This window comes from Lysobacter sp. 5GHs7-4 (assembly GCF_021284765.1).
Classification (GTDB): domain Bacteria; phylum Pseudomonadota; class Gammaproteobacteria; order Xanthomonadales; family Xanthomonadaceae; genus Lysobacter.
Genome location: NZ_CP089924.1, coordinates 1,894,297 through 1,914,232 on the forward strand (window position 1 = coordinate 1,894,297; position 19,936 = coordinate 1,914,232).

Genomic DNA, 19,936 nt, shown 5'->3' on the forward strand with positions numbered 1-19,936 from the left:
CGGGCGGTCCTGCTTCCCTGTTCGTTGCCGGCATCGCCATGCCGGCCGCGCGCCTTACCTTCAGGAGTCACCCGTGAGCAACGACAGCACCGAAAGCGACCGCGTCGCCGAGTTCACCGCGTTCCGCAAGCGCATGAACGAGCGCATCCTGGCCGAGCCCAACCAGGTCGTGCGGCGCTTCTTCGCGCTCGACACCCAGACCTACCAGCCCGGCGCGCTGGACCTGAAGACCAAGGAGTTGCTGGGCCTGGTCGCCTCGATGGTGCTGCGCTGCGACGACTGCATCAGCTACCACGTCGCCCAGTGCAAGGAAGCCGGCGTCAACCGCGACGAAATGTTCGAAGCCTTCTCGGTCGGCCTGGTCGTCGGCGGCTCGATCGTGATCCCGCACCTGCGCCGCGCGGTGGATTTCCTCGACAAGCTGGAACAAGGCGAAGCCGCGGCGCCCGCCGGTCACGACCACGGCTGAGCGCCGCTCTTGCCTCCCCCTTTGGAAAAGGGGGATTGAGGGGGATTCGCTCCTGCTTCGGCTGTTCCCCGACCTCAGGTCCGAATAGGCCGTGCACCGGCCACACCTGAACGCGAGTTCAGCCTACAGCCCGCCTCCAGCACCCCCGACCATCGTCCAATACGCCTGCGAATGCAGGCCGCGGCCGCTTCCGGCATAATTACGGGGCTCGCACCTTTGTTTGCGCCGCGCCGCTTGCGCCGCGCCCTATCGCTGGAAGAATTCCCTCATGACGCAAACCATTACGGTCATCCGTGGCGACGGCATCGGCCCGGAGATCATGGACGCCACCCTGCACGTGCTCGACGCCATGAACGTCGGCCTGTCCTACGAATTCGCCGATGCCGGCCTGGTCGCCCTGGAGAAGCACGGCGAACTGCTGCCGCAGGCCACCATGGATTCGATCCGCAAGCACCGCATCGCGCTGAAGAGCCCGCTGACCACGCCGGTCGGCGAGGGCTTCAGCTCGATCAACGTCGAGCTGCGCAAGCGCTTCGACCTGTACGCCAACGTGCGTCCGGCCAAGTCGTTCCCGAACACCAAGTCGCGCTTCCCGTCGGGCGTGGACCTGATCACCGTGCGCGAGAACACCGAAGGCGCCTACATCGGTGAAGGCCAGACCTTGTCGGAAGACGGCGAGACCGCGCTGCTCACCCAGAAGGTGACCCGCCGCGGTTCCGAGCGCATCGTGCGCTACGCCTTCGACCTGGCCCGCAAGACCGGCCGCAAGAAGGTCACCGTGGTGCACAAGGCCAACATCCTGAAGTCGACCTCGGGCCTGTTTCTGAAGACCGCGCGCGAAGTGGCGCAGCAGTACCCGGACATCCAGTGCAACGAGATGATCGTGGACAACACCTGCATGCAGCTGGTGATGCGTCCGGAGCAGTTCGACATCATCGTCACCACCAACCTGTTCGGCGACATCATCTCCGACCTGTGCGCGGGTCTGGTGGGCGGCCTGGGCCTGGCCCCGGGCGCCAACATCGGCACCGACGCGGCGATCTTCGAGGCCGTGCACGGCACCGCGCCGGACATCGCCGGTCAGGGCAAGGCCAACCCCTGCGCGTTGCTGCTGGGCGCGGCGCAGATGCTGGACCACATCGGCCAGCCCGAGAAGGCGACCAAGCTGCGCGAGGCCATCATCGCCACGCTCGAAGCCAAGGATTCGCTGACCCCGGACCTGGGCGGCGAGGGCAACACCATGTCCTTCGCCAAGGCGATCGCCCGCCGCGCCGCGGCCTGATCCTCGATCGCCACGCCGGTACCGCACGGGGCGCCTTCGGGCGCCTCGCTGCGTTTTGGGGCTTGCTTGGCCTGAGCCGCTTATTGCTTTTAGTCCCTCTACCGCTCGCGGGGTGAGGGGCGGCGTTTGCGAGCCATCGGCTCGCGCCGCATCGAACGCCCGACCGCTACGCGGCTGGGCCGGGGCGTGGGTTGGGATGAGGGCATGTGCCGCGCCGACCTTGGCCGGGGCGCCGTACCGCGGCCCCACCCGCCCCGCACCTGAACGGCCTACCGCCCCCCGTCCCAAGCCCTCGACAGCGCCCATGTTGCACCGCAGAATAGCGAACCTATTTGTTCCATTCGGATGAAGCGATGAATGCCCCGGTCCGCCCCAGCGCGCTCGCGCTGACGCCGCTGCTGCTGTTCCTGGCGCTGTTCTTCGGCGCGGGGATCTACTTCACCACCCACGGCGAGGCGATGGGCTTCTACCAGCTGCGCGCGCCGGTGGCGATCCTGCCGGCGCTGGCGTTGGCCGCCTTCATCGCCTGGCGCCGCAAGCTCAAGCCGCTGGAGACGCTGCTGGAAGGCATGGGCGACAGCAACGTGGTGCTGATGTGCCTGATCTTCCTGCTCGCCGGCGGCTTCGTCGAAGTGTCCAAGGCGATCGGCGCGGTCGACGCCATCGTCTCGCTGGGCATCGGCCATGTGCATCCGGCCCTGCTGCTGCCCAGCCTGTTCCTGGTCGCCGGCTTCATCTCGCTGTCGCTGGGCACCTCGATGGGCACCATCGCCGCGGTCGCGCCGATCGCGCTGGGCGTGTCCGACGCCTCGGGCCTGGACCGCGCGCTGGTGTTGGGCGCGGTGATCGGCGGCGCCACCTTCGGCGACAACCTGTCGGTGATCTCCGACACCGCCATCGTCGCCACCCGCACCCAGGGCTGCACCATGCGCGAGAAGTTCCGCGAGAACTTCAAGCTGGCCCTGCCGGCGGCGCTGCTGACGCTGGTGGTGCTGGGCTTCGTCGGCGAGACCGCGCCGGTCGCGCCGCTGGAGCCGGTCTCGGCCTGGCTGATCCTGCCTTACCTGGTCGTGCTGGGCATGGCCCTGGCCGGCGTCGACGTGATCGTGGTGCTGAGCGTGGGCCTGCTGGTGGCCGGCGGTTTCGGCGCCGTCCTGGCCGACGACTTCGGCCTGGCCGCGTACGCCGGACACATCTGGGACGGCTTCGAGAGCATGGTCGAAATCACCCTGCTGTCGCTGCTGGTCGGCGGCCTGGGCGCGTTGATGAAGGCGACCGGCGGACTGGCCTGGCTGGCGCAGGTGATCGGCCGTTTCGCGCGCGGGCACAAGAGCCGGCGCGCGGGCGAGGTCAGCATCGCCGCGCTGTCGGCCACCACCGACGTGTTCACCGCCAACAACACCGTCGCGATCCTGATCAGCGGCGGCCTGGCCCGCGACATCGCCCAGCAGCACGGCGTGCCGCCGGCGCGCGCGGCCAGCGTGCTGGACATCTTCGCCTGCGTGACCCAGGGCATCCTGCCGTACGGCGCGCAGATCCTGCTGGCCGCCTCGCTGGGCGCGGTCTCGCCGCTGGCCCTGGCCGGCAGCGTGCACTACAGCTGGCTGCTGGGCGGCATCACCATCGTGGCCATGCTGTGGTCTTCGCGTAAGCGCGCGCCGCAGGCGCAGACAGCCGACAGCGCTGCGCGCTGAGGGGCTCACCCGCCATCTCCGCACGGCAAAGAAAAAGGGCGCTTTCGCGCCCTTTTTCGTGGATCGGTGCCGGCCCGCTCAGTTGCGCGACTGCAGCTTCGACAGCAGGCGCAGGAACTCGATATACAGCCACACCAGCGTGACCATCAGGCCGAACGCGGCGTACCACTCCATGTACTTGGGCGCGCGCTGCTCGACGCCGGTTTCGATGAAGTCGAAATCCAGCACCAGGTTCAGCGCCGCCACCACCACCACGAACAGGCTGAAGCCGATACCGATCAGGCCCGACTCGTGGATGTAGGGCACCTTGATGCCGAAGAAGCTCAGGCCGAAGCTGACCAGATAGAGCAGGAAGATGCCGCCGGTGGCCGCGGCCACGCCCAGCTTGAAGTTCTCGGTGGCCTTGATCAGGCCGGAGCGATAAGCCATCAGCAGCGCGAACAGCGTGCCGAAGGTCAGCATCACCGCCTGCATCACGATGCCCGGGAAGCGCGCCTCGAACACCGACGAGATCGCGCCCAGGAACAGGCCCTCGACCAGCGCGTACAGCGGCGCGGTCACCGGAGCCCAGGTCTTCTTGAACACCGTCACCATCGCCAGCACGAAGCCGCCCAGGCCGCCGACCAGGGCGAACGGTATCAGGCCGGTCGCGCCCTCGGGCGTGATGGTGATCTGGCTCCAGGCGTAGGCCGCGGTGATCACCGTCAGCAGCAGCAAGAGGCCGGTCTTGTTGACCGTGCCGTTCAAGCTCATCGCCTGGCTGTCGCCTTGGACCACCGATCCGGTGGCCAGATCGAGGAAGGTGGATTCCTTGAGTGCCGGATTGCCGCTGCGCATTGCTCGCCCCTGTAGTCCCTGATGAATGGCGGGAGCATACACGGGCCGGCTTCCGGCGATGCGTCGTTGACAGCGGCGGTGCCGCCGCCCAAACTAGTCGGCCTTTCGCGGCGTTGGCGCGCAACGGGAGTCCCGGCTCGGGGTATAGCTCAGCCTGGTAGAGCGCCAGCTTTGGGAGCTGGATGTCGTGGGTTCGAATCCCTCTGCCCCGACCATCCGCTACTCGGGCTGGGGCGTCAGTTAAGATGGTTCGACTGGCGCCCGTAGCTCAACTGGATAGAGCACCGGCCTTCTAAGCCGGTGGTTGTGGGTTCGATTCCCGCCGGGCGCGCCAAAGTTTGCGGGTTCGTTCGCGCTACAATGCGTGCGTACCGAAAAGTTTTATGGTGGATGTAGCTCAGTTGGTTAGAGCACCGGATTGTGATTCCGGGGGTCGCGGGTTCAAATCCCGTCTTCCACCCCATTTGTTGTACGGCACTGAGTTGTTCTGTTATAGTGCCGCTCCGGTTTACCGGGCCGTTAGCTCAGTTGGTAGAGCAGTTGACTCTTAATCAATAGGTCCAAGGTTCGAATCCTTGACGGCCCACCAAATAAAACAGGCACTTAGGGAAACCTATGTGCCTTTTTTTTGCCTGTTTCCGGGGAAATGCCGGGAAAATGAAATCTTGCTTATGGGCTGTAAGGCTTGTTGCAGCTACATCTCAGCGCAGCAGAGCAATTGACTCGTTTTTCCCAAGGCCGGAATGCAGCAAGTGGAGACGAGCCGGCGAGCAGGAGGGGACAGGAGAGGGAGTTCCTCTACATACGCACATGGCCTCGTTGTCCGCTTCTGGCCGTAACGGACATTGGCTCGCAACTGCGGAAGCATTGGGATTCCTCTCTGAAAGAAGAACGGCGGGCAAGCCCGCCGTTCCACGATCAATCCGACGACGTTACTGCTTGGTCGGAATGTTGACTTTGTCGATGCCATGGATGACGCCATTGCTGGAGTCGATATCGGCTGACGTCACCTGCGCGCCGTCAATGCTGACCTTGTTGTTGGCCACGGTGATTGGAGCCGGTTGGCCGTTGACGGTCCTGGCGGCCTCCCATTCGCCGATGTCGGCCACAGTCTTGCGACCGTTGACGAGGTGGTAATTCAGCAGCGAGACGAGTTCTTCCTTGTTCTCAGGCTTGAAGAGGTTGTCCAGCCTTCCAGCCGGAAGCTTTTCGAACGCCGAATCCGTGGGTGCAAAGACGGTGAGCGGGCCCACGCCACGCAGCGTGTCGCTCATGCCCGCGCGTTCGATCGCCTTGCCAAAGGTCTTGAACGACCCGTTTGCCGCGGCCGTGTCGAGGAGGTTCTTGGAATTGGTGTTGGTCATGGTGCTCATGAAGATGATTACCTTTGATGCGATCCGAAGTTCACGGAATCGAGAGTGGCCGAAGCCAGGCCCCTGCCGACGGCAAGGGCAAGAGAGGCTCAGTGCGGGTAGGGAGTGGGAAGTGCTGCGCGGCTGAGTGGCCGTTACGACATTGCGTCGTAGTGCCAGCGGACTGTGCGCTATCGGCTGTTACTTATTCGTGATCTGAAGACTGCTCCACCATTCTGAAGACTGCTCCACCATCTTGTTCATCTGGCGGAGCGTCGTTACGCCTGGCAGCGCGCCCTGCCGCCGTTGATATATGCGAACGTCGGCCTAACAGCAAAGGTGCTATGGTGAAATCTGCTCCGCCAAAGCGGGCGGTCTAGAGCCCGCCTGAACAGGCTTTCATGGACACCTTGAGTGAAGATCGACGCCAGACCGAACTGGCCGAAGCGGAAAGTCACCGAAAGCTGCTTGATCTGTGTTGGGAGTTTCGTGCTCGGCTTGAGCATGTGCAGCCTCAACTATCACTCACCGACTATGCGTACGCTGAGGCGCTAAAGAGCTTTCTGCTCAGGGCTCGCGGCTTCTCGCGACCATAGCCAGCCCAGAGGCGTGCCTCAATCTCGAGAACTGCCATGCACCCAGCCAAACGCCACAGAGTTGTTCAGGATGCGCCGCACTGGCGCCCAGAACGTGGTGGTTTCGACGCTGCCATCGCGGCTGCGGAGAACGAGGGATGGCCGTCGATCGATCCTGACGTTCACGAACAAAGTCAGGCAGCCAAAACGCGCCAGATGAGGGCTCCTCCTGCTGACGCTAGATCGACATGAACCAGATCACAGCAATCGCCAGTGGGGTGTTCGCAGTCGCGATCGCGGTGGAAACCGTGGTCTGGCTGACATTCCTGCACCAGCTAAAGGTGCGACATCCACGGCAATGGCTACACGCCGAGCAGCCCATCATCTGGCAGGGCCGTACCGTACTAAGCGCGCGCAGCACGATGCTGTATCTGCACCACCGTGTGTACTCCGATAGCTTTGACAGAGATGGTATCCACTATTGTGGTCGCTACCGGGTCGTAATGTTGATCGCGTATTGGCTCACCGCGATTACGGGGTTTGCGGCACTCGTGACATTGACGCTCTATGGATGGTGAAGGGCAACAGAATCTCGGCGTTGGCAAATGACCGCTTCTGGCCGTTAGCGGACGTTGAGGCCAAGGGGCGGCGGGGCCAATGTCCGTTCTAGTTTGGCCGGACGAAGCAACGCATTGACCCCGGCGAATGGCCGCTTCCGGCCGATAGCGGACACCGGGAAAATGGGTGGTGGGTTGCTGATCTAGCGGCGCCGCGGGTGGGCGCTGCCGGGAAATTGGAATTGCTTAATTTATTGATTTAAGGGCAAAATTTCCCAAACTCTAAGTCAATAGGTCCAAGATTCGAATCCTTGACGGCCCATCGATAAAGAAAAAGCACCTGGGCCCGAGTCCCGGTGCTTTTTTCTTTTGCGCGCTGTATGGCGGATCGCCGTGAGGGCGTGCTTCGCTCGCCGGATGAACATCCGTCCCCAATCCAAGCAGACGCAGCACCAAGGAATGGCTATCGAGGGCGCATCGGTAAAAGCTTCGACAAAGCAATTCATTGCCGGGCGCGAATCCTTGGTGGGCACTTGCGACAGCGGTTCGTTTTGCAGTCGCCACCCGAAATCGGCTCGCATACTTCCTGCAGAGAACAATTTCATTCTTTTGCGGCATCTTCAGTGACTGGCGACCAGGCTCGCAGCCTGGCCTCGCCTTGCGCGATGAACTCTGGGATCGCATTCGGGCTATTGCGTTGCCGCTCATACCATGCCGGATCGCGGCGCAGCCTGACCAGTTCTGACAGACGGTCCGCGATCCTCTGGGACTGGTCGTTGGGCCACCAAGTCGCAAGTATTGCAGCTAACCGTTCTAGTGCCGGATCTTCAACTGTTGCGGTGAACAATGTCCTCGCGACGCTACGCAAGCTTTCGTCCAGCGAGGCAAACACGAAGCGATTGTTGGTGCCAATCGAATCATTCGATTTTCGGATGAATTCACTGAGATGAGTTATGTCCCAAGCGGCGTTGGCGGCACCTGCGAGAGCTCGTTCGCGATGTTCTGACCGCAGGCCCTTGAGTAAGCGCTTTCGTGGGAAGCTGGGTGCGAAATAGTGACATGCGAAGATTGCTGCAGGGCCAGCCACGATGAAGTCGTGATGCATCCACTCCAGTAGCTGTAGCATGCGCTCGAGCGGTGTCAGAGGAAGGAGTTCCAGTTCGCTGATCTTGAGTGTGGCGATGTAATTGCAATGCCAGCGATGCAATGGCTTCGTGAGGTCGCGGCTGTCCGCAACTATTGGCGGATCGCCCGGAAATGAAATGCTGTCGGTACGACCAAGGGCCAGATCCATCCACCCGCGGGGATGGCTGTGATCTGCCAGCCGGAACCGGGCGAGTTCCTCGTGAGCCGCCAAGTTTCCCTGAGAAGGTCCTAGTTCGTGGTATGCGATCGACGGCTCGAATTGGATGTCGAGACACTGGGCGAAGGCAAGGATTGCGGCTGCTAACCGCTGTTGGTCATCGGCCTTATGTCCAGTAGTTGCCTTGGCCAATCGCGAAACGATGTTCCTGTCGGGCAGTAGGATGATGCCAACTTTATCTATCGTGCTGCCGTAAAAGTGCCCCATAGGGTGGTACATCCCGATGTCCGGTGGGATGTAGCCGGGAACGAATACGTCTGACTGCTCCAGAATCGACGCGATCTGCTGAAGGTCCGAGAGTGGGAAGTCTGCTGGCAGCTGGACCATGAAGGTCATGTTTTCTTCGTTTTCCATGCGCATCTCGCAATTGCAAAGAGCACTTCAAGGTGGTGCTCTCGTCGAGTTTGATATCAACTCCGCAGTGAAATCCATTACACGCGTTGCTCAAGCATTGTCGATTTCCCGCCTCCCGCTTCGTCGCTTAGATACATTCACCCGGAGCAGCACCCATGAAGTATCTCGGCCTGGCCTACTACAACCCCGAAAAGTTCGCTGCGATGGCGCCCGACGACGTGAAGGCCTTGGTGGGCCAATGCCCGGCCTTGGACGAAAAGATGCAGGCAACCGGCAAGATGCGGGTGTCGGCGTCGCTGGGCGATCTGAGCCAATGGCGGACGCTGCGGCCGCGCGGCGGCAGGACGCGCGTCACCGACGGGCCTTACACCGAGTCCAAAGAGGTGGTGGGCGGTCTGTTCATCATCGAAGCGGACGACGCCGACGAAGCGCTGCGCATCGCCTCCATGCATCCGGCCGCCACGCTGGGCGAAGAATGCGGGTGGGTCGTCGAGTTGATTCCCATGGATTTCTATCTGGCTGGGTAACCGGCCCGCCGGTTCGCTAGAGTCGCAGGCATCCGCACTCGTCCGGTATTCCCACCCGATGCAACCGCCCGATCAGGATCTGGCCGACCGCGCGCCCGTTTGGGATGCGATGCAGTACTTCTGGATGGACACCGATCCGGCGCAGGTGTTGGCGGGTGCCGCCCGTACCTGTGCCGGATCCAATTACTCGCTTGACGAGTTGGAAGCGATCTACTGGAACGAGGTGCGGCCGGCGGTGGCGTTCAATCTGCGTGCGGGGCCCGCGCCGGAATGGGCGGGCTTCGAGCTGGAGTGGTTGACGCAGCGCATTCTGGCGAAGTCGCGCTACGGCCGGGGTCTGCCGTGGCGTTGGCTGCGTCCGGACACCGCGCATTGGTGGCGGGAGCTGCGCACCGCGGTGGTCGCCTGTCGAAGCGGCGCGGCTGGCTGAGCAGCGGCGGCGCGGCGCTCGTAACCTCGCGCCAGGTCAAGGCGCCTGCGCATAGGCGCTCACCCGAACCCAACACCGTCTTTGTATCCTCGCCACGCAGGATCGCTGGCGCGTTCTCTCGCACCGCGCCGATCCGCCGCGATGCCCGCGGCTCGCAGCCCCTCCCTGAGTCAGGAGCACGAGATGATCGCCAAGAACACCGTATGCCTGTGGTACGACCGCGGCGCCCTGGACGCCGCCACGTTCTATGCCGAAACTTTCCCCGACAGCCGGGTCGGCGCGGTCCATCATGCGCCCGGCGATTACCCCGACGGTAAGCAGGGCGATGTGCTGACGGTCGAGTTCACGGTGATGGGCATTCCGTGCCTGGGCCTCAACGGCGGGCCGGCGTTCAAGCACGACGAGGCGTTCTCGTTCCAGGTGGCGACCGACGATCAGGCCGAAACCGACCGGCTGTGGAACGCCATCGTCGGCAACGGCGGCCAGGAAAGCGCCTGCGGCTGGTGCAAGGACAAGTGGGGGCTGTCGTGGCAGATCACCCCGCGCGCGCTGACCGAGGCCTTCACCGATCCGGACCGCGCCGCGGCCAAGCGCGCGTTCGACGCCATGATGACCATGCACAAGATCGACATCGCCACGATCGAGGCCGCACGGCGCGGTTGAAGCCGGCCGCGCTCGACCGGTTCGGCGGCGGAGCGAGGCCGCCGAAACCGGGCTGCCACCGGCCAAGCTCACGCCCGCACGGACTACCGCAACGGCGGCGTCCGGACGCATGGGCTGTGCCGCCTCGGCCTATGATGCGCGGACCAAGGACAGGGAGCCGGTCATGCGCAGGTTGCAAGGATGGGGCGGCAAGGCGGTGGTGGCGGTACTGGCGATGGCCTGCAGCGGCGTTGCCTGCGCCATCGACAGCGGCGGCGCGGTCCGCGCGGCCAACGCGTGGACGGCGCTGATGCCTGGCGACGACATTCAAAGCGATTATCGGGCCAGCCGCGTCCATATCGCCGACTTGAATCGCGATGGCATCGACGAAGTGGTGTATCTGATGACCGCCCATTGCATCGGCGCGAATTTCGACTGCACCAACGAGGTCGTGGTGATGACGCCGCTGCGCGAGGCTGACCCGCGTTTTCCTTACCCCGACATGCCCGGCAACCCCGGCGACGACCAGCGTCGCGTAAAGGCGACCGGTTACGCGGGCGACGTCGCCTTGCAGGTGCCGGGCGAAGTCCGCGCGCTGAGCATCGTCGACGGTCACGTCCGGGTAGATTTCGAGGTGCTGCGCGATTCCAAAATCTGCAATCGCACGCTCGAGCATCGCCAGAAGCACCCTTGTCCGGAACCCGGCCCCTATCGTTGGACGCTGTCGTGGCAACCCGGTCAACTGGCCGAGGCTGGTGGGGCCGCGTCGGCGCGCAGCAGCCTGAAACCCTAAGGCGCGAGTCCGGCGGACGCGATCTGCGGCTGCCTGTTACCGGCCTATGCTTTTCACTTGCAACAACTGCGGCGCGAGGGTTCGCGCCGCTGGCGGCCGACGTGTCGCGAACGCCGCCCGGCCCTCCACGACGCGCAAACGCAGCCGCGTTGGCGCGGTCCGCACCACCATTCCAAGGACTCAGGATGAAAATCGCAATCGGACTGTTGTTGAGCGTGTTGGCTTCGGGCTGCGCGAGCGTGCCCAGCTCCGAGCCGCTGCCGTTTCTGCCGCTGCTCGCGCCGCCGCCGCCGGGCACCGAGGCGATCGCGCATACGGCCTTGATATCGGGACGGCTGGTGGTGGAGCGCGGTTGCGTGAGGCTCGCGCACCGCGACCGCAGTACGACCATGATCTGGCACCGCGGCACCGAACTGGGGCGCGACCGTTCGGGCCTGTTCCTGCGCGAGACGCATAACGGGCAGGTGGTCCGTTTTGGTGTGAAAACGGGCTTTGGCGGAGGCGAGATGTCGCAGCGCTATGTAGAAGAGGCGTATCCCGACGTGGCGCAACGCTGCGGCCCGCCGTATGCCAGCGGCTGGATTTCGGACTGACGTATCGGCGGCGCAGTGCGTTTGGTCGTTGCCGGCACCGACTTGCCAGGGATGGGCGTCGAGGCGCGCCGACGGATGCGCTAGCCTGTCCGGATGGACTCCCTGATCGCCGCCGCCGGGCGTGCGTTGTCGACGGGCGACGCGCTCGGCGCCCTCAAGCGTGTCGCCTTGCGCGAAGACCCGCCGGCGTTGGCGCTGCGCGGCATCGCGATGGCGCAGTTGGGCGAGTACCCACGCGCCCGCGAGCTGCTGCGCCGCGCCGCGCGCGGCTTCGGCGCACGCGAGGAACTGGCGCGCGCGCGTTGCCTGGTCGCCGAGGCCGAGGTCGCGCTGGCGATGCGCGAACTGGGCGACGCGCCGCGCAAACTCGCCGACGCCGCGGCCGCGCTGGACGCGCGCGGCGATCGGTTCAATGCCTGGCAGGCGCGCCTGATCGCGGTGCGCCGCCTGTTGCTGCTGGGCCGCATCGATGCGGCCGCCTCCGCGTTGGCCGGGCTCGACGGGCAGGCGCTGCCGCCGACGCTGGCGGCGGTGGCCGAACTCGCCGCGGCCGAAGTGGCCCTGCGCTCGCTGCGCACCGTGCAGGCGCGTGCGGCGCTGATGCGCGCGCAAGCCGCGGCCGAACGCGCGCGCGTGCCGGCCTTGCTGGCCGAAGTGGCGGACGCGCATGCCGTGCTGGATCGCGCCGCGGCGCGCCGCGTGCATGCCGGCCACGAGCAGCCGTTGCGCTTGGACGAAGTCGAGGCCTTGCTCGCGTCCGGCGCACTGGTAGTCGATGCCTGCCGGCGCGGCCTGCGCACCGCCGACGCATGGTTGCCGCTGGCACGAAGGCCGCTGCTGTTCGCGCTGCTGTGCGCGCTGGCGCAGGGTTGGCCCGGCGACGTCGAACGCAATGCGCTGATCGCGCGCGTATTCCGCACCCGTCGTCCGGACGAGACCCACCGCGCGCGGCTGCGGGTCGAGATCGGCCGCCTGCGCGCGCTGGTCGCGCCGCTGGCGGCGATTGAAGCCAGCGCCGGCGGTTTCGCGCTGGTCCCGCGCGACGGCCGCGAGGTCGCGGTGCTGATGCCGCCCATCGACAGCGAACAGGCCTCGCTGCAGGCCTTGCTGGCCGACGGCGCGGCCTGGTCGACCTCGGCCCTGGCGCTGGCGCTGGGCGACAGCCAGCGCACCGTCCAGCGCGCCCTGGCCGAGCTGGAAGCGGCGGGGCAGGCGCGCTCGATCGGCCGCGCCCGCGCGCAACGCTGGCTGGCGCCGCCGCTGATCGGATTCACGACGATCTTGTTACTCCCCGCCGCGCTGCCGCCTGAGTAGATTGAATCCACGGCGCCGCCACGAGCGCCACAGGAGTCCGCCATGAACAGCAATCGAAACAGCAACGAAGCCGGCCCAGTGCGTACCGCCGAGATCGTGCGCGAGTACGGCCCGTTCGAAGGCGCGCAGAACATAGGCGGCGTCACCCACGACGGCCAGCGCGTCTGGGCCGCGGCCGGGTCGTACCTGGTCGCCTTCGATCCCGACAGCGGGCAGGTCGAACGCAAGCTGGACTGCGCCGCGCACGCCGGCACCGCCTTCGACGGCACCCACCTGTACCAGATCGCCGAAGCGCGCATCGACAAGATCGACCCGGCCACCGGCCAGGTCGTGGCGACGATCCCAGCGCCGGGCGAGGGGCGCGACTCGGGCATGGCCTGGGCCGAGGGCAGCCTGTGGGTGGGCCAGTACCGCGACCGCAAGATCCATCAGATCGATCCGGACACCGGCGCGGTGCTGCGCACCATCGAGTCCAACCGCTTCGTGACCGGGGTGACCTGGGTCGACGACGAGCTCTGGCACGCGACTTGGGAAGGCGACGACAGCGATCTGCGCCGCATCGATCCGGACAGCGGACGCGTGCTCGAACGCCTGCAGATGCCGGCCGGCGTCAACGTGAGCGGCCTGGAGTTCGACGGCGGCGAGCTGTTCTATTGCGGCGGCGGCCCCACCGGCAAGGTTCGCGCGGTGCGCAAGCCCCAGCGCTGATACGCGCGGCGGCGTCGCCGCCGATTCCGCACCGACGTAGACGCCGAGGCGTCAGCCGTCCGACGACGGCGGTGCGGTTGCACCTCTCGATGACCACTTCCGCTTCGGTCCCGCGACCGGAGGCGGACCCGGCTTGCCGGCGCTCGGGCGCCGGCCTGCCTCTTCCACATCGGCCGACCCGGCCAGGAGCAGCTCATGAACACCGCGATATCCGACACCACGTTCGTCCAAACCGATGCGGCCGACCATCCGGTGGTCTCGCGCCAGCGTTGGCTCGCCGCGCGCAAGACCCTGCTGGAACGCGAAAAGGAGCTCACCCGCCTGCACGACCAGGTCGCGCGCGAACGCCGCGCGCTGCCGTGGGTGCGCGTGGACAAGGACTACCTCTTCGATACGCCGCAGGGGCCGCGCCGCCTGACCGAACTGTTCGCCGGCCGCAGTCAGCTGATGGTTCAGCACTTCATGTTCGCGCCGGGCTGGGAGCAGGGCTGCAAGAGCTGTTCCTACATGGCCGATCACAACGACGGCGCCAACCAGCACCTGGCGCAGCGCGACGTGACCTTGCTGGCGGTCTCGCGCGCGCCGCTGGCCGAGTTGCTGCGTTTCCGCGAGCGCATGGGCTGGCAGTTCGACTGGGTGTCTTCGCACGGCAGCGACTTCAACCGCGACTTCGGCGTCAATTTCGATCCGGATGCGTTGTCCAGCGTCGACTACAACTACGTCGAACAGCCGTTCCCGCACATCGAGGCGCCCGGCATCAGCGTGTTCTACCGCGATGCCGACGGTCAGGTCTTCCACACCTATTCGCGCTACGGCCGCGGCGTGGAAGTGATGATGCATACCTACGCCTTGCTCGACCTCACGCCCAAGGGGCGCGACGAGGATGCGTTGGAATTCACCATGGCCTGGGTGCGCCACCACGACCGCTACGAGCCGGCGGCGGCGAAATCCGCCTGCTGCGGGTCGTAAGGCCCGGCCGCAGGCCTGCCGCGTGGACGCGCTGCTGCCCTGGCTGGCCCTGGCCGGACTCGGTGCCTTGCACGGCCTGAGTCCGGCCAACGGCTGGATGTTCGCGGCCGCCTGTGGCCTGCGCACGCGCGATCACGCGCAGGCGCGGCGGGCGCTGTGGCCGATCGCGATCGGCCATGCCGCTTCCATCGCCCTCGTCGTGGCCGCGGTCGCGTCGGGAATGATGATGGACCGCGCGCTGGTGCAAGGCGTCGCGGGCGGCGCATTGCTGGCTCTGGCCGCGTATCGCTGCCTGCGCGGCAGGCCGCATCGCGAGCACGAAGAACGGGCCTTTCGCGGGCGCGCAGGCCAGGTCGGCATCGCCGCATGGTCCTGCCTGATGGCGACCGTGCACGGCGCCGGCCTGATGCTGGTCCCCGCCTTGATCCCCTTGTGCATGAGCGATACCCCCGCACGCGAGATCACCGCCTCCGGCTCGCTGGCCCTGGCGCTGGCCGCCGTGGCGGTGCACATGGCGACGATGCTGCTCACCACCGGCGCCATCGCCACCGGCGTTTGCCGCGGGCTGGCCTTGTGGCCGCGAGTACGGCGCGATGCGTGGCCGGCGCATGCCTGGACCGCGATACTGGCCCTGACCGGAACGCTGCTGGTGGTGCTGCGCTGAGGCCTTGCGCGTGCGGCGCGCCGGGACTCGGCGATCGTTCCCGACGCGCAGGCCGCGCGGCTGTACTTGGTCGCGCGGGTGGCTCAGACTTCGGCGCGCCGCCGGTATTCGGGGGCACCGCCAATGCGTCGTCTCAGTCCAGACCGAGCGCCAGCCCGATTCGATGACCGCCCTGCCGTCCCTGATCGCCGCGCTGGAAGCGGATCGGTCCTTGCTCGAACTGCACGCGCTGCATGCGCGTTCGCAGGCCTTGGACCGCCTGGAGCGCGCGCTGGATTTCGCGGGCAGCGATGCCGTGCAGCGACAACGTGCCGAGGCGATGCGGGCGCGTCTGGAGGCATTGGATCGCGCGCTCTGCGAGGCGCTACGCGCCGACACCGCCGCTGGCGGCAGCGGCCTGCGCGACTGGATCGAGCGCGACCATGGCGATGGCGATGGCGACGTCCACGGCGAACATTACGATCACCTCGACGAACTGGTCAGCGGCGTGCTGCGTCTGCCCGCACCCGGCGAAGACATCGCCGCGCTGGGCGAGGAGATGGTGTTCTACCAGCCGACGCCGGCGCGGCATGCCTTCGACGCGCTGCGGCGCCTGCGACTGAGCGGCGACGATGTGCTGATCGATCTCGGTGCCGGCCTCGGCCACGTGCCCTTGCTGGCGGCCGCCTGCACGCCGGCGCGCGCGCACGGCGTGGAGATCGAGCCGGCCTACGTCGCCAGCGCGCAGGCCTGCGCCGCAGAATTGCGCCTCACCCGCGCCACCTTCGCCTGCGCGGATGCGCGCGCAGTCGATTTCGATGCCGGCACCGTCTTCTATCTGTATACGCCGTTCACCGGCACGATCCTGCGCCAGGTGCTGGATGCGTTGGCGAGGCAGGCGCGCCAGCGCACGATCCGGCTATGCACGCTGGGGCCATGCACCGCAACCGTCGCCGCCGAGCCTTGGCTCGACGGCGACGGGCCGCTACGGCACGATCGCGTCGCGGTGTTCAGCAGCCGCTGAGTATGTGGGTCGCGCTCAGAACCACCAGATCTGCACGTCCGAGAACGTCAGGCTCCAGTTGCTGGTATTGGACGTGTTGGTGGCGGCGATGAACCAGCCGCCGAGATGGTTGGGGATGTTCGGGTACCAGGTATCCGCGATCGAGTAGGAATGGACGAGGTTGTTGCTCTGATCGCGCACGTCGTAGCCCACGCCCACGGCATTGCTGTGGATGGTGACCTTGTACCAGGTGTAGTCGCGCAAGCCTTGTTGCACGGTGACCGTCGGCACGTGGCTGCTGGTGCTGCCCCATAACTCGACGGCGGAACTGCCGTGATGCTTCACGTTCGGATCGGGATTCAGCGAGCCGAGGATGGCGCCGCGACCCTGTATGAACGCCTCGGAGGCGGGCGTGGCCGGGTTGTCGGGGGTCCAGCTGCCTTTGAGCATGATCGCGGCGTGATCGCTATCGCCAGGGTTGTTGCCGAAGTACCCGTCGGAATAGAACCAGAAGCTCATGGCGTGGGTGGTGACGCCTGCAGGCATCGGGGCGCTCTGCACGCCATAGTGGAACGACATCGGGTCGTAGGGGTGATTGGGCAGCTGCACCCAGCCGGTCGTGGTCTGATTGCGGATGCGTGCGGCGCCGTTGTAGAAGTCGTAAACGTAGGTGCCGCGATTTTCCAGGTTCACCTGTTGGGCATGCGCGGGCGCAGTGCACAGCGCCAGCAGGAGCAGCAGGATGATTCGCATGAGGTGACGATCCTTGTGGTTTCGATACGAAGAGGGAGAGGGGCCGATCGGCGCTTCTTGCGCCTGGCCCGCATCGAGCTTGCGTCACGCCGCCGCGGCGTTTTGTGATTCGCCTCGCAATGCGCCCGCGCCCGCGGCGAAGCGGTGCTGGCTGCGTACGGCGCGTCGTCGCACCGCGGGCTTGGATTGCCCCGGTTCGTCGCATGGCCGGTACCGGTTAAGCGGGCGCTGGGTTTGCGCGGCATAGCCTGCGAGCTTCCACGGAGGAGGGTGAGCTCATGCGCAGTTTCGGTTTCGGTATCGCCTTGGCCCTGGTGCTGTCTGCGCCGGCGTGGGCCAGCGATTCGGTCAACTTCGGCAACCGGGTCATCGTGATCGGCGACGCGGTGGGGCAGGTCTATCAGGTCGCCGGTGCGCCCAGCCGGATCAAGAAGCTGGAGAACAAGCGCGGCGCCGAGATCGGCGAGCGTTTCGAGTACTACCGCGACGGCAAGACCACCATGATCACCATCAAGGACGGCAAGGTCGCCGCGATCGAAGAGATCTTCGGCAACTCGCCCGCCCCCGGCGCGGGCGTGCAGGCATCGGACTAGCGCCGCCGGGCGCGGCCCGCGCCGCGCCTTTGCGCCGGGCACCGCCGCGCGCCTAGAATGCCCGGCCCGCGTTGCGGGTCGGCGCGAACGCGAAAGTGGCGGAATTGGTAGACGCACTGGATTTAGGTTCCAGCGGGTAACCCCCGTGCGGGTTCGAGTCCCGCCTTTCGCACCAGCCCGGCGCCGCCTTGAGGAGCGCCCATCGCGCATGCAGGACCTGTTCGCCCCGGCCGACGGATTCCAGGCCCTGGTCCTGGAGGGCGCCGATGTCGCCTATCTGGCGCGCCTGGACCTGGGCCGTCCCGACCACGAGGTGCTGGCCGAGCTGATCGACCAGGTGCCCTGGCGCGCCGAGCGCATCGTGGTGTTCGGGCGCGAGGTCGCGCAGCCGCGCCTGAGCGCGTGGTACGGCGACGCCGATGCCGCCTACACCTATTCCGGCCTGCACCTGCGGCCGCGGCCGTGGACGCCGTTGCTGGCCGATCTGAAGCGGCGCGTGGAGCAGGCCAGCGGGGCCGCGTTCAACAGCGTCCTGCTCAATTACTACCGCGACCACCGCGACGGCATGGGCTTTCACGCCGACGACGAGCCCGAACTGGGCCCGCGCCCGACCATCGCCTCGCTGAGCCTGGGCGAGCGGCGGGTGTTCGCGATGAAGCGCCGGGTCGCACGCGGCGCGGCGCCCGCGACCGCGCCGCCGCTGCGCATCCCGCTGGACTCCGGCAGCCTGCTGCTGATGCGCGGGGACACCCAGCGCCACTGGCTGCATGGCGTGGCCAAGCGGGCCCGGCCCTGCGGCCCGCGGGTCAATCTGACCTTCCGTCGCATCCTGCGCTGAGCCGGCGGGCGGCCCGGGCGGGCCCCGGCCCGCAGCCCCTGCGGCCCGGCTGGCAGCGCGGCCCGTAATCGGCGAAACTAGCAAGTTCCGCTGGGCGGCCGTGGCCCTGCCAGCGGTCGGACAGGTCTTCAACATCGTGCCGCGACGGGCCGTCGCGGTAGCAGGAGTGGATATGCAAGTTTCGGTCGAATCGCTGGGCAATCTGGAACGCCGTCTGACCTTCAGTCTCCCGGCCGATCGCCTCGAGAGCCAGGTCGGCGGTCGCCTGCGCGAAATCGCGCGCGGCGCCAAGATCAAGGGTTTCCGTCCCGGCAAGGTGCCGGCCAAGGTGATCGAGCAGCGTTTCGGCGAGCAGGTCCGCGCCGAAGTGCTCGACGGCCTGCTGCGCGAGGGTTTCAGCAACGCCGTGCGCCAGGAATCGCTGCAGATCGCCGGTAACCCGATGATCGAGCCGGCGGCCGCCGAGGGCGGCGAGCTGGCCTACGTGGCCACCTTCGAGGTGGTGCCGGACTTCGGCGACATCGACGTCGCCAAGCTCAACGTGGTGCGTCACACCGCCGAAGTCGCCGATGCCGACATCGAGGCGATGATCGAGAACCTGCGCCTGCAGCGCCGCACCTGGAACCCGATCGAACGCGAAGCCGCCGCCGGCGACGCGGTCGAGATCGAGACCTGGTCGCAGGCCGGCGACGAGCGCGTGCCCGCCGAGGGCGTGGAGCGCGGCGCCACGGTGATCGGTTCCAACGCCATGTTCCCGGCCATCGAAGAGGCGCTGGTCGGCCTCAAGGCCGGCGAAGAGAAGGTCGCCCCGATCGAGTTCCCGGCCGAATGGCGCGTGCCGCAGTTCGCCGGCCGCACCGTCGAGGTCCACCTCAAGGCCACCCAGGTCTCCGAGCCGGTGCTGCCGGACGTGGACGCCGAGTTCATCAAGAGCTTCGGCATCAAGAGCGGCGACGGCGAGCAGTTCCGCGCCGACATCCGCAGCAACCTGGAGCGCGAGCTCAAGGGCGCGCTGATGACCCGCCTGCGTCGCGAAGTCGGCGAGCAGCTGATCGCCGCCTACCAGCACGTCGAAATGCCGCCCAAGCTGGTCGAAGGCGAAGCCCGCGACATGGCCCGCCAGACCGTCGAGCAGGCGCGCCGCCAGGGCCGCAACCTCGAGGCCCCGGCCGACGCCTACCTGACCTTCATGGACAGCGCCGGCAAGCGCGTGCTGGTCGGCCTGCTGGTCGGCGAGATCGCGCGTCGCAACCAGTTGATGCTGGACTCGCGCCGCCTCAACGAGACCCTGAAGCTGATCGCCTCGACCTACGAGGAGCCGCAGCAGGTGATCGAGCTCTACCGCAACGACCCGCAGCTGATGAACAGCCTGCAGGGCCGGGTGATGGAAGAGCAGGTGATCGACTGGATCGCCGAGCGCGCCCAGCACACCGAGCAGCCGCTGTCGTTCAGCGAAGCGATCCGCCAGTAAGCCCGGGTCGAGTCGCGCAGGAAAGATCCGCAGGAAGCGAACGCGCCAGGCCGGCGTCCCGACCCCGGGACGCCCTTGCGTAGAGGACCGGCAGGCCCCAAGTTGGGCGTATCCGGGAACCTTCGGCGGTATCGAAGGCTCTGCCTAGCATTCAACGTCAGCCATAGGTGCCGTCG

General features: G+C 66.5%; 21 protein-coding genes and 5 tRNA genes. 22 read left to right on the plus strand and 4 right to left on the minus strand.

What is annotated here, in order from left to right; genetic code table 11:
• The first annotated feature begins 133 nt into the window (after positions 1-133).
• The 3 genes from LVB77_RS08480 to LVB77_RS08490 all read left to right on the plus strand — a co-directional run bounded on the left by LVB77_RS08480 (position 134) and on the right by LVB77_RS08490 (position 3,445).
• On the plus strand, positions 134-469 hold the full coding sequence (locus tag LVB77_RS08480) for a carboxymuconolactone decarboxylase family protein (RefSeq protein WP_232910210.1): 336 nt from the start codon (positions 134-136) through the stop codon (positions 467-469).
• A gap of 268 nt (positions 470-737) precedes the next feature.
• Positions 738-1,751, plus strand: a complete 1,014-nt coding sequence (locus LVB77_RS08485) for an isocitrate dehydrogenase (protein WP_232909715.1) — start codon at positions 738-740, stop codon at positions 1,749-1,751.
• 353 nt (positions 1,752-2,104) lie between these two features.
• Positions 2,105-3,445: a Na+/H+ antiporter NhaC family protein gene (locus LVB77_RS08490; protein ID WP_232909716.1), complete on the plus strand. Its 1,341-nt coding sequence runs from the start codon at positions 2,105-2,107 to the stop codon at positions 3,443-3,445.
• Positions 3,446-3,523: 78 nt separating this feature from the next.
• On the opposite strand, the gene LVB77_RS08495 is transcribed toward LVB77_RS08490, so the two are convergent.
• Positions 3,524-4,282 carry a Bax inhibitor-1/YccA family protein gene (locus LVB77_RS08495; protein ID WP_232909717.1) on the minus strand — a complete coding sequence of 253 codons (759 nt, stop codon included), beginning with the start codon at positions 4,280-4,282 and terminating at the stop codon, positions 3,524-3,526.
• Positions 4,283-4,420: 138 nt separating this feature from the next.
• On the opposite strand from LVB77_RS08495, the gene LVB77_RS08500 reads away from it, so the two are divergent.
• From LVB77_RS08500 to LVB77_RS08515, 4 genes are all read left to right on the plus strand, one after another.
• Positions 4,421-4,497: transfer RNA gene (locus LVB77_RS08500), tRNA-Pro, on the plus strand.
• A gap of 42 nt (positions 4,498-4,539) precedes the next feature.
• Positions 4,540-4,616, plus strand: a tRNA-Arg gene (locus tag LVB77_RS08505).
• Between the two features lie 52 nt (positions 4,617-4,668).
• A tRNA-His gene (locus LVB77_RS08510) sits at positions 4,669-4,745 on the plus strand.
• Between the two features lie 50 nt (positions 4,746-4,795).
• Positions 4,796-4,871 (plus strand) — tRNA-Lys (locus LVB77_RS08515).
• Positions 4,872-5,214: 343 nt separating this feature from the next.
• Here LVB77_RS08515 and LVB77_RS08520 read toward each other — a convergent pair.
• The gene (locus LVB77_RS08520; RefSeq protein WP_232909718.1) at positions 5,215-5,655 is read right to left on the minus strand and encodes a fasciclin domain-containing protein; all 441 of its coding nucleotides are present in this window, start codon (positions 5,653-5,655) and stop codon (positions 5,215-5,217) included.
• A gap of 802 nt (positions 5,656-6,457) precedes the next feature.
• On the opposite strand from LVB77_RS08520, the gene LVB77_RS08525 reads away from it, so the two are divergent.
• On the plus strand, positions 6,458-6,787 hold the full coding sequence (locus tag LVB77_RS08525) for a hypothetical protein (RefSeq protein ID WP_232909719.1): 330 nt from the start codon (positions 6,458-6,460) through the stop codon (positions 6,785-6,787).
• 580 nt (positions 6,788-7,367) lie between these two features.
• Here the strand turns inward: LVB77_RS08525 and LVB77_RS08530 are convergent.
• A complete protein-coding gene (locus tag LVB77_RS08530; protein ID WP_232909720.1) occupies positions 7,368-8,483 on the minus strand; it encodes a hypothetical protein in 1,116 nt (371 codons plus the stop codon).
• A 155-nt stretch (positions 8,484-8,638) separates the two neighbouring features.
• On the opposite strand from LVB77_RS08530, the gene LVB77_RS08535 reads away from it, so the two are divergent.
• From LVB77_RS08535 to LVB77_RS08580, 10 genes are all read left to right on the plus strand, one after another.
• A complete protein-coding gene (locus LVB77_RS08535) occupies positions 8,639-9,010 on the plus strand; it encodes a YciI family protein (protein WP_232909721.1) in 372 nt (123 codons plus the stop codon).
• A gap of 58 nt (positions 9,011-9,068) precedes the next feature.
• Entirely contained in the window at positions 9,069-9,440 is a 372-nt protein-coding gene (locus tag LVB77_RS08540; RefSeq protein WP_232909722.1) for a hypothetical protein, read from the plus strand.
• 183 nt (positions 9,441-9,623) lie between these two features.
• On the plus strand, positions 9,624-10,103 hold the full coding sequence (locus tag LVB77_RS08545) for a VOC family protein (RefSeq protein ID WP_232909723.1): 480 nt from the start codon (positions 9,624-9,626) through the stop codon (positions 10,101-10,103).
• 163 nt (positions 10,104-10,266) lie between these two features.
• Positions 10,267-10,875, plus strand: coding sequence for a hypothetical protein (locus LVB77_RS08550; protein WP_232909724.1), 609 nt, complete (start codon positions 10,267-10,269; stop codon positions 10,873-10,875).
• A 185-nt stretch (positions 10,876-11,060) separates the two neighbouring features.
• Positions 11,061-11,468, plus strand: a complete 408-nt coding sequence (locus LVB77_RS08555) for a hypothetical protein (RefSeq protein ID WP_232909725.1) — start codon at positions 11,061-11,063, stop codon at positions 11,466-11,468.
• 93 nt (positions 11,469-11,561) lie between these two features.
• Entirely contained in the window at positions 11,562-12,782 is a 1,221-nt protein-coding gene (locus LVB77_RS08560; protein ID WP_232909726.1) for a helix-turn-helix domain-containing protein, read from the plus strand.
• Between the two features lie 42 nt (positions 12,783-12,824).
• Entirely contained in the window at positions 12,825-13,490 is a 666-nt protein-coding gene (locus LVB77_RS08565) for a glutamine cyclotransferase (RefSeq protein WP_232909727.1), read from the plus strand.
• A gap of 195 nt (positions 13,491-13,685) precedes the next feature.
• Positions 13,686-14,459 carry a thioredoxin family protein gene (locus tag LVB77_RS08570; protein ID WP_232909728.1) on the plus strand — a complete coding sequence of 258 codons (774 nt, stop codon included), beginning with the start codon at positions 13,686-13,688 and terminating at the stop codon, positions 14,457-14,459.
• 22 nt (positions 14,460-14,481) lie between these two features.
• Complete coding sequence (locus LVB77_RS08575; protein WP_232909729.1) at positions 14,482-15,123, plus strand: hypothetical protein; 642 nt, start codon at positions 14,482-14,484, stop codon at positions 15,121-15,123.
• Positions 15,124-15,286: 163 nt separating this feature from the next.
• Complete coding sequence (locus tag LVB77_RS08580; RefSeq protein WP_232909730.1) at positions 15,287-16,126, plus strand: methyltransferase domain-containing protein; 840 nt, start codon at positions 15,287-15,289, stop codon at positions 16,124-16,126.
• 15 nt (positions 16,127-16,141) lie between these two features.
• Here LVB77_RS08580 and LVB77_RS08585 read toward each other — a convergent pair whose 3' ends face one another.
• Positions 16,142-16,858, minus strand: a complete 717-nt coding sequence (locus tag LVB77_RS08585; protein ID WP_232909731.1) for a hypothetical protein — start codon at positions 16,856-16,858, stop codon at positions 16,142-16,144.
• 278 nt (positions 16,859-17,136) lie between these two features.
• On the opposite strand from LVB77_RS08585, the gene LVB77_RS08590 reads away from it, so the two are divergent.
• From LVB77_RS08590 to tig, 4 genes are all read left to right on the plus strand, one after another.
• Entirely contained in the window at positions 17,137-17,451 is a 315-nt protein-coding gene (locus tag LVB77_RS08590) for a DUF2845 domain-containing protein (RefSeq protein WP_232909732.1), read from the plus strand.
• A gap of 89 nt (positions 17,452-17,540) precedes the next feature.
• Positions 17,541-17,626 (plus strand) — tRNA-Leu (locus tag LVB77_RS08595).
• Positions 17,627-17,659: 33 nt separating this feature from the next.
• Positions 17,660-18,289, plus strand: coding sequence for an alpha-ketoglutarate-dependent dioxygenase AlkB (locus LVB77_RS08600; RefSeq protein ID WP_232909733.1), 630 nt, complete (start codon positions 17,660-17,662; stop codon positions 18,287-18,289).
• Positions 18,290-18,461: 172 nt separating this feature from the next.
• Positions 18,462-19,760, plus strand: coding sequence for a trigger factor (tig, locus tag LVB77_RS08605; protein ID WP_232909734.1), 1,299 nt, complete (start codon positions 18,462-18,464; stop codon positions 19,758-19,760).
• Positions 19,761-19,936: the final 176 nt, after the last annotated feature.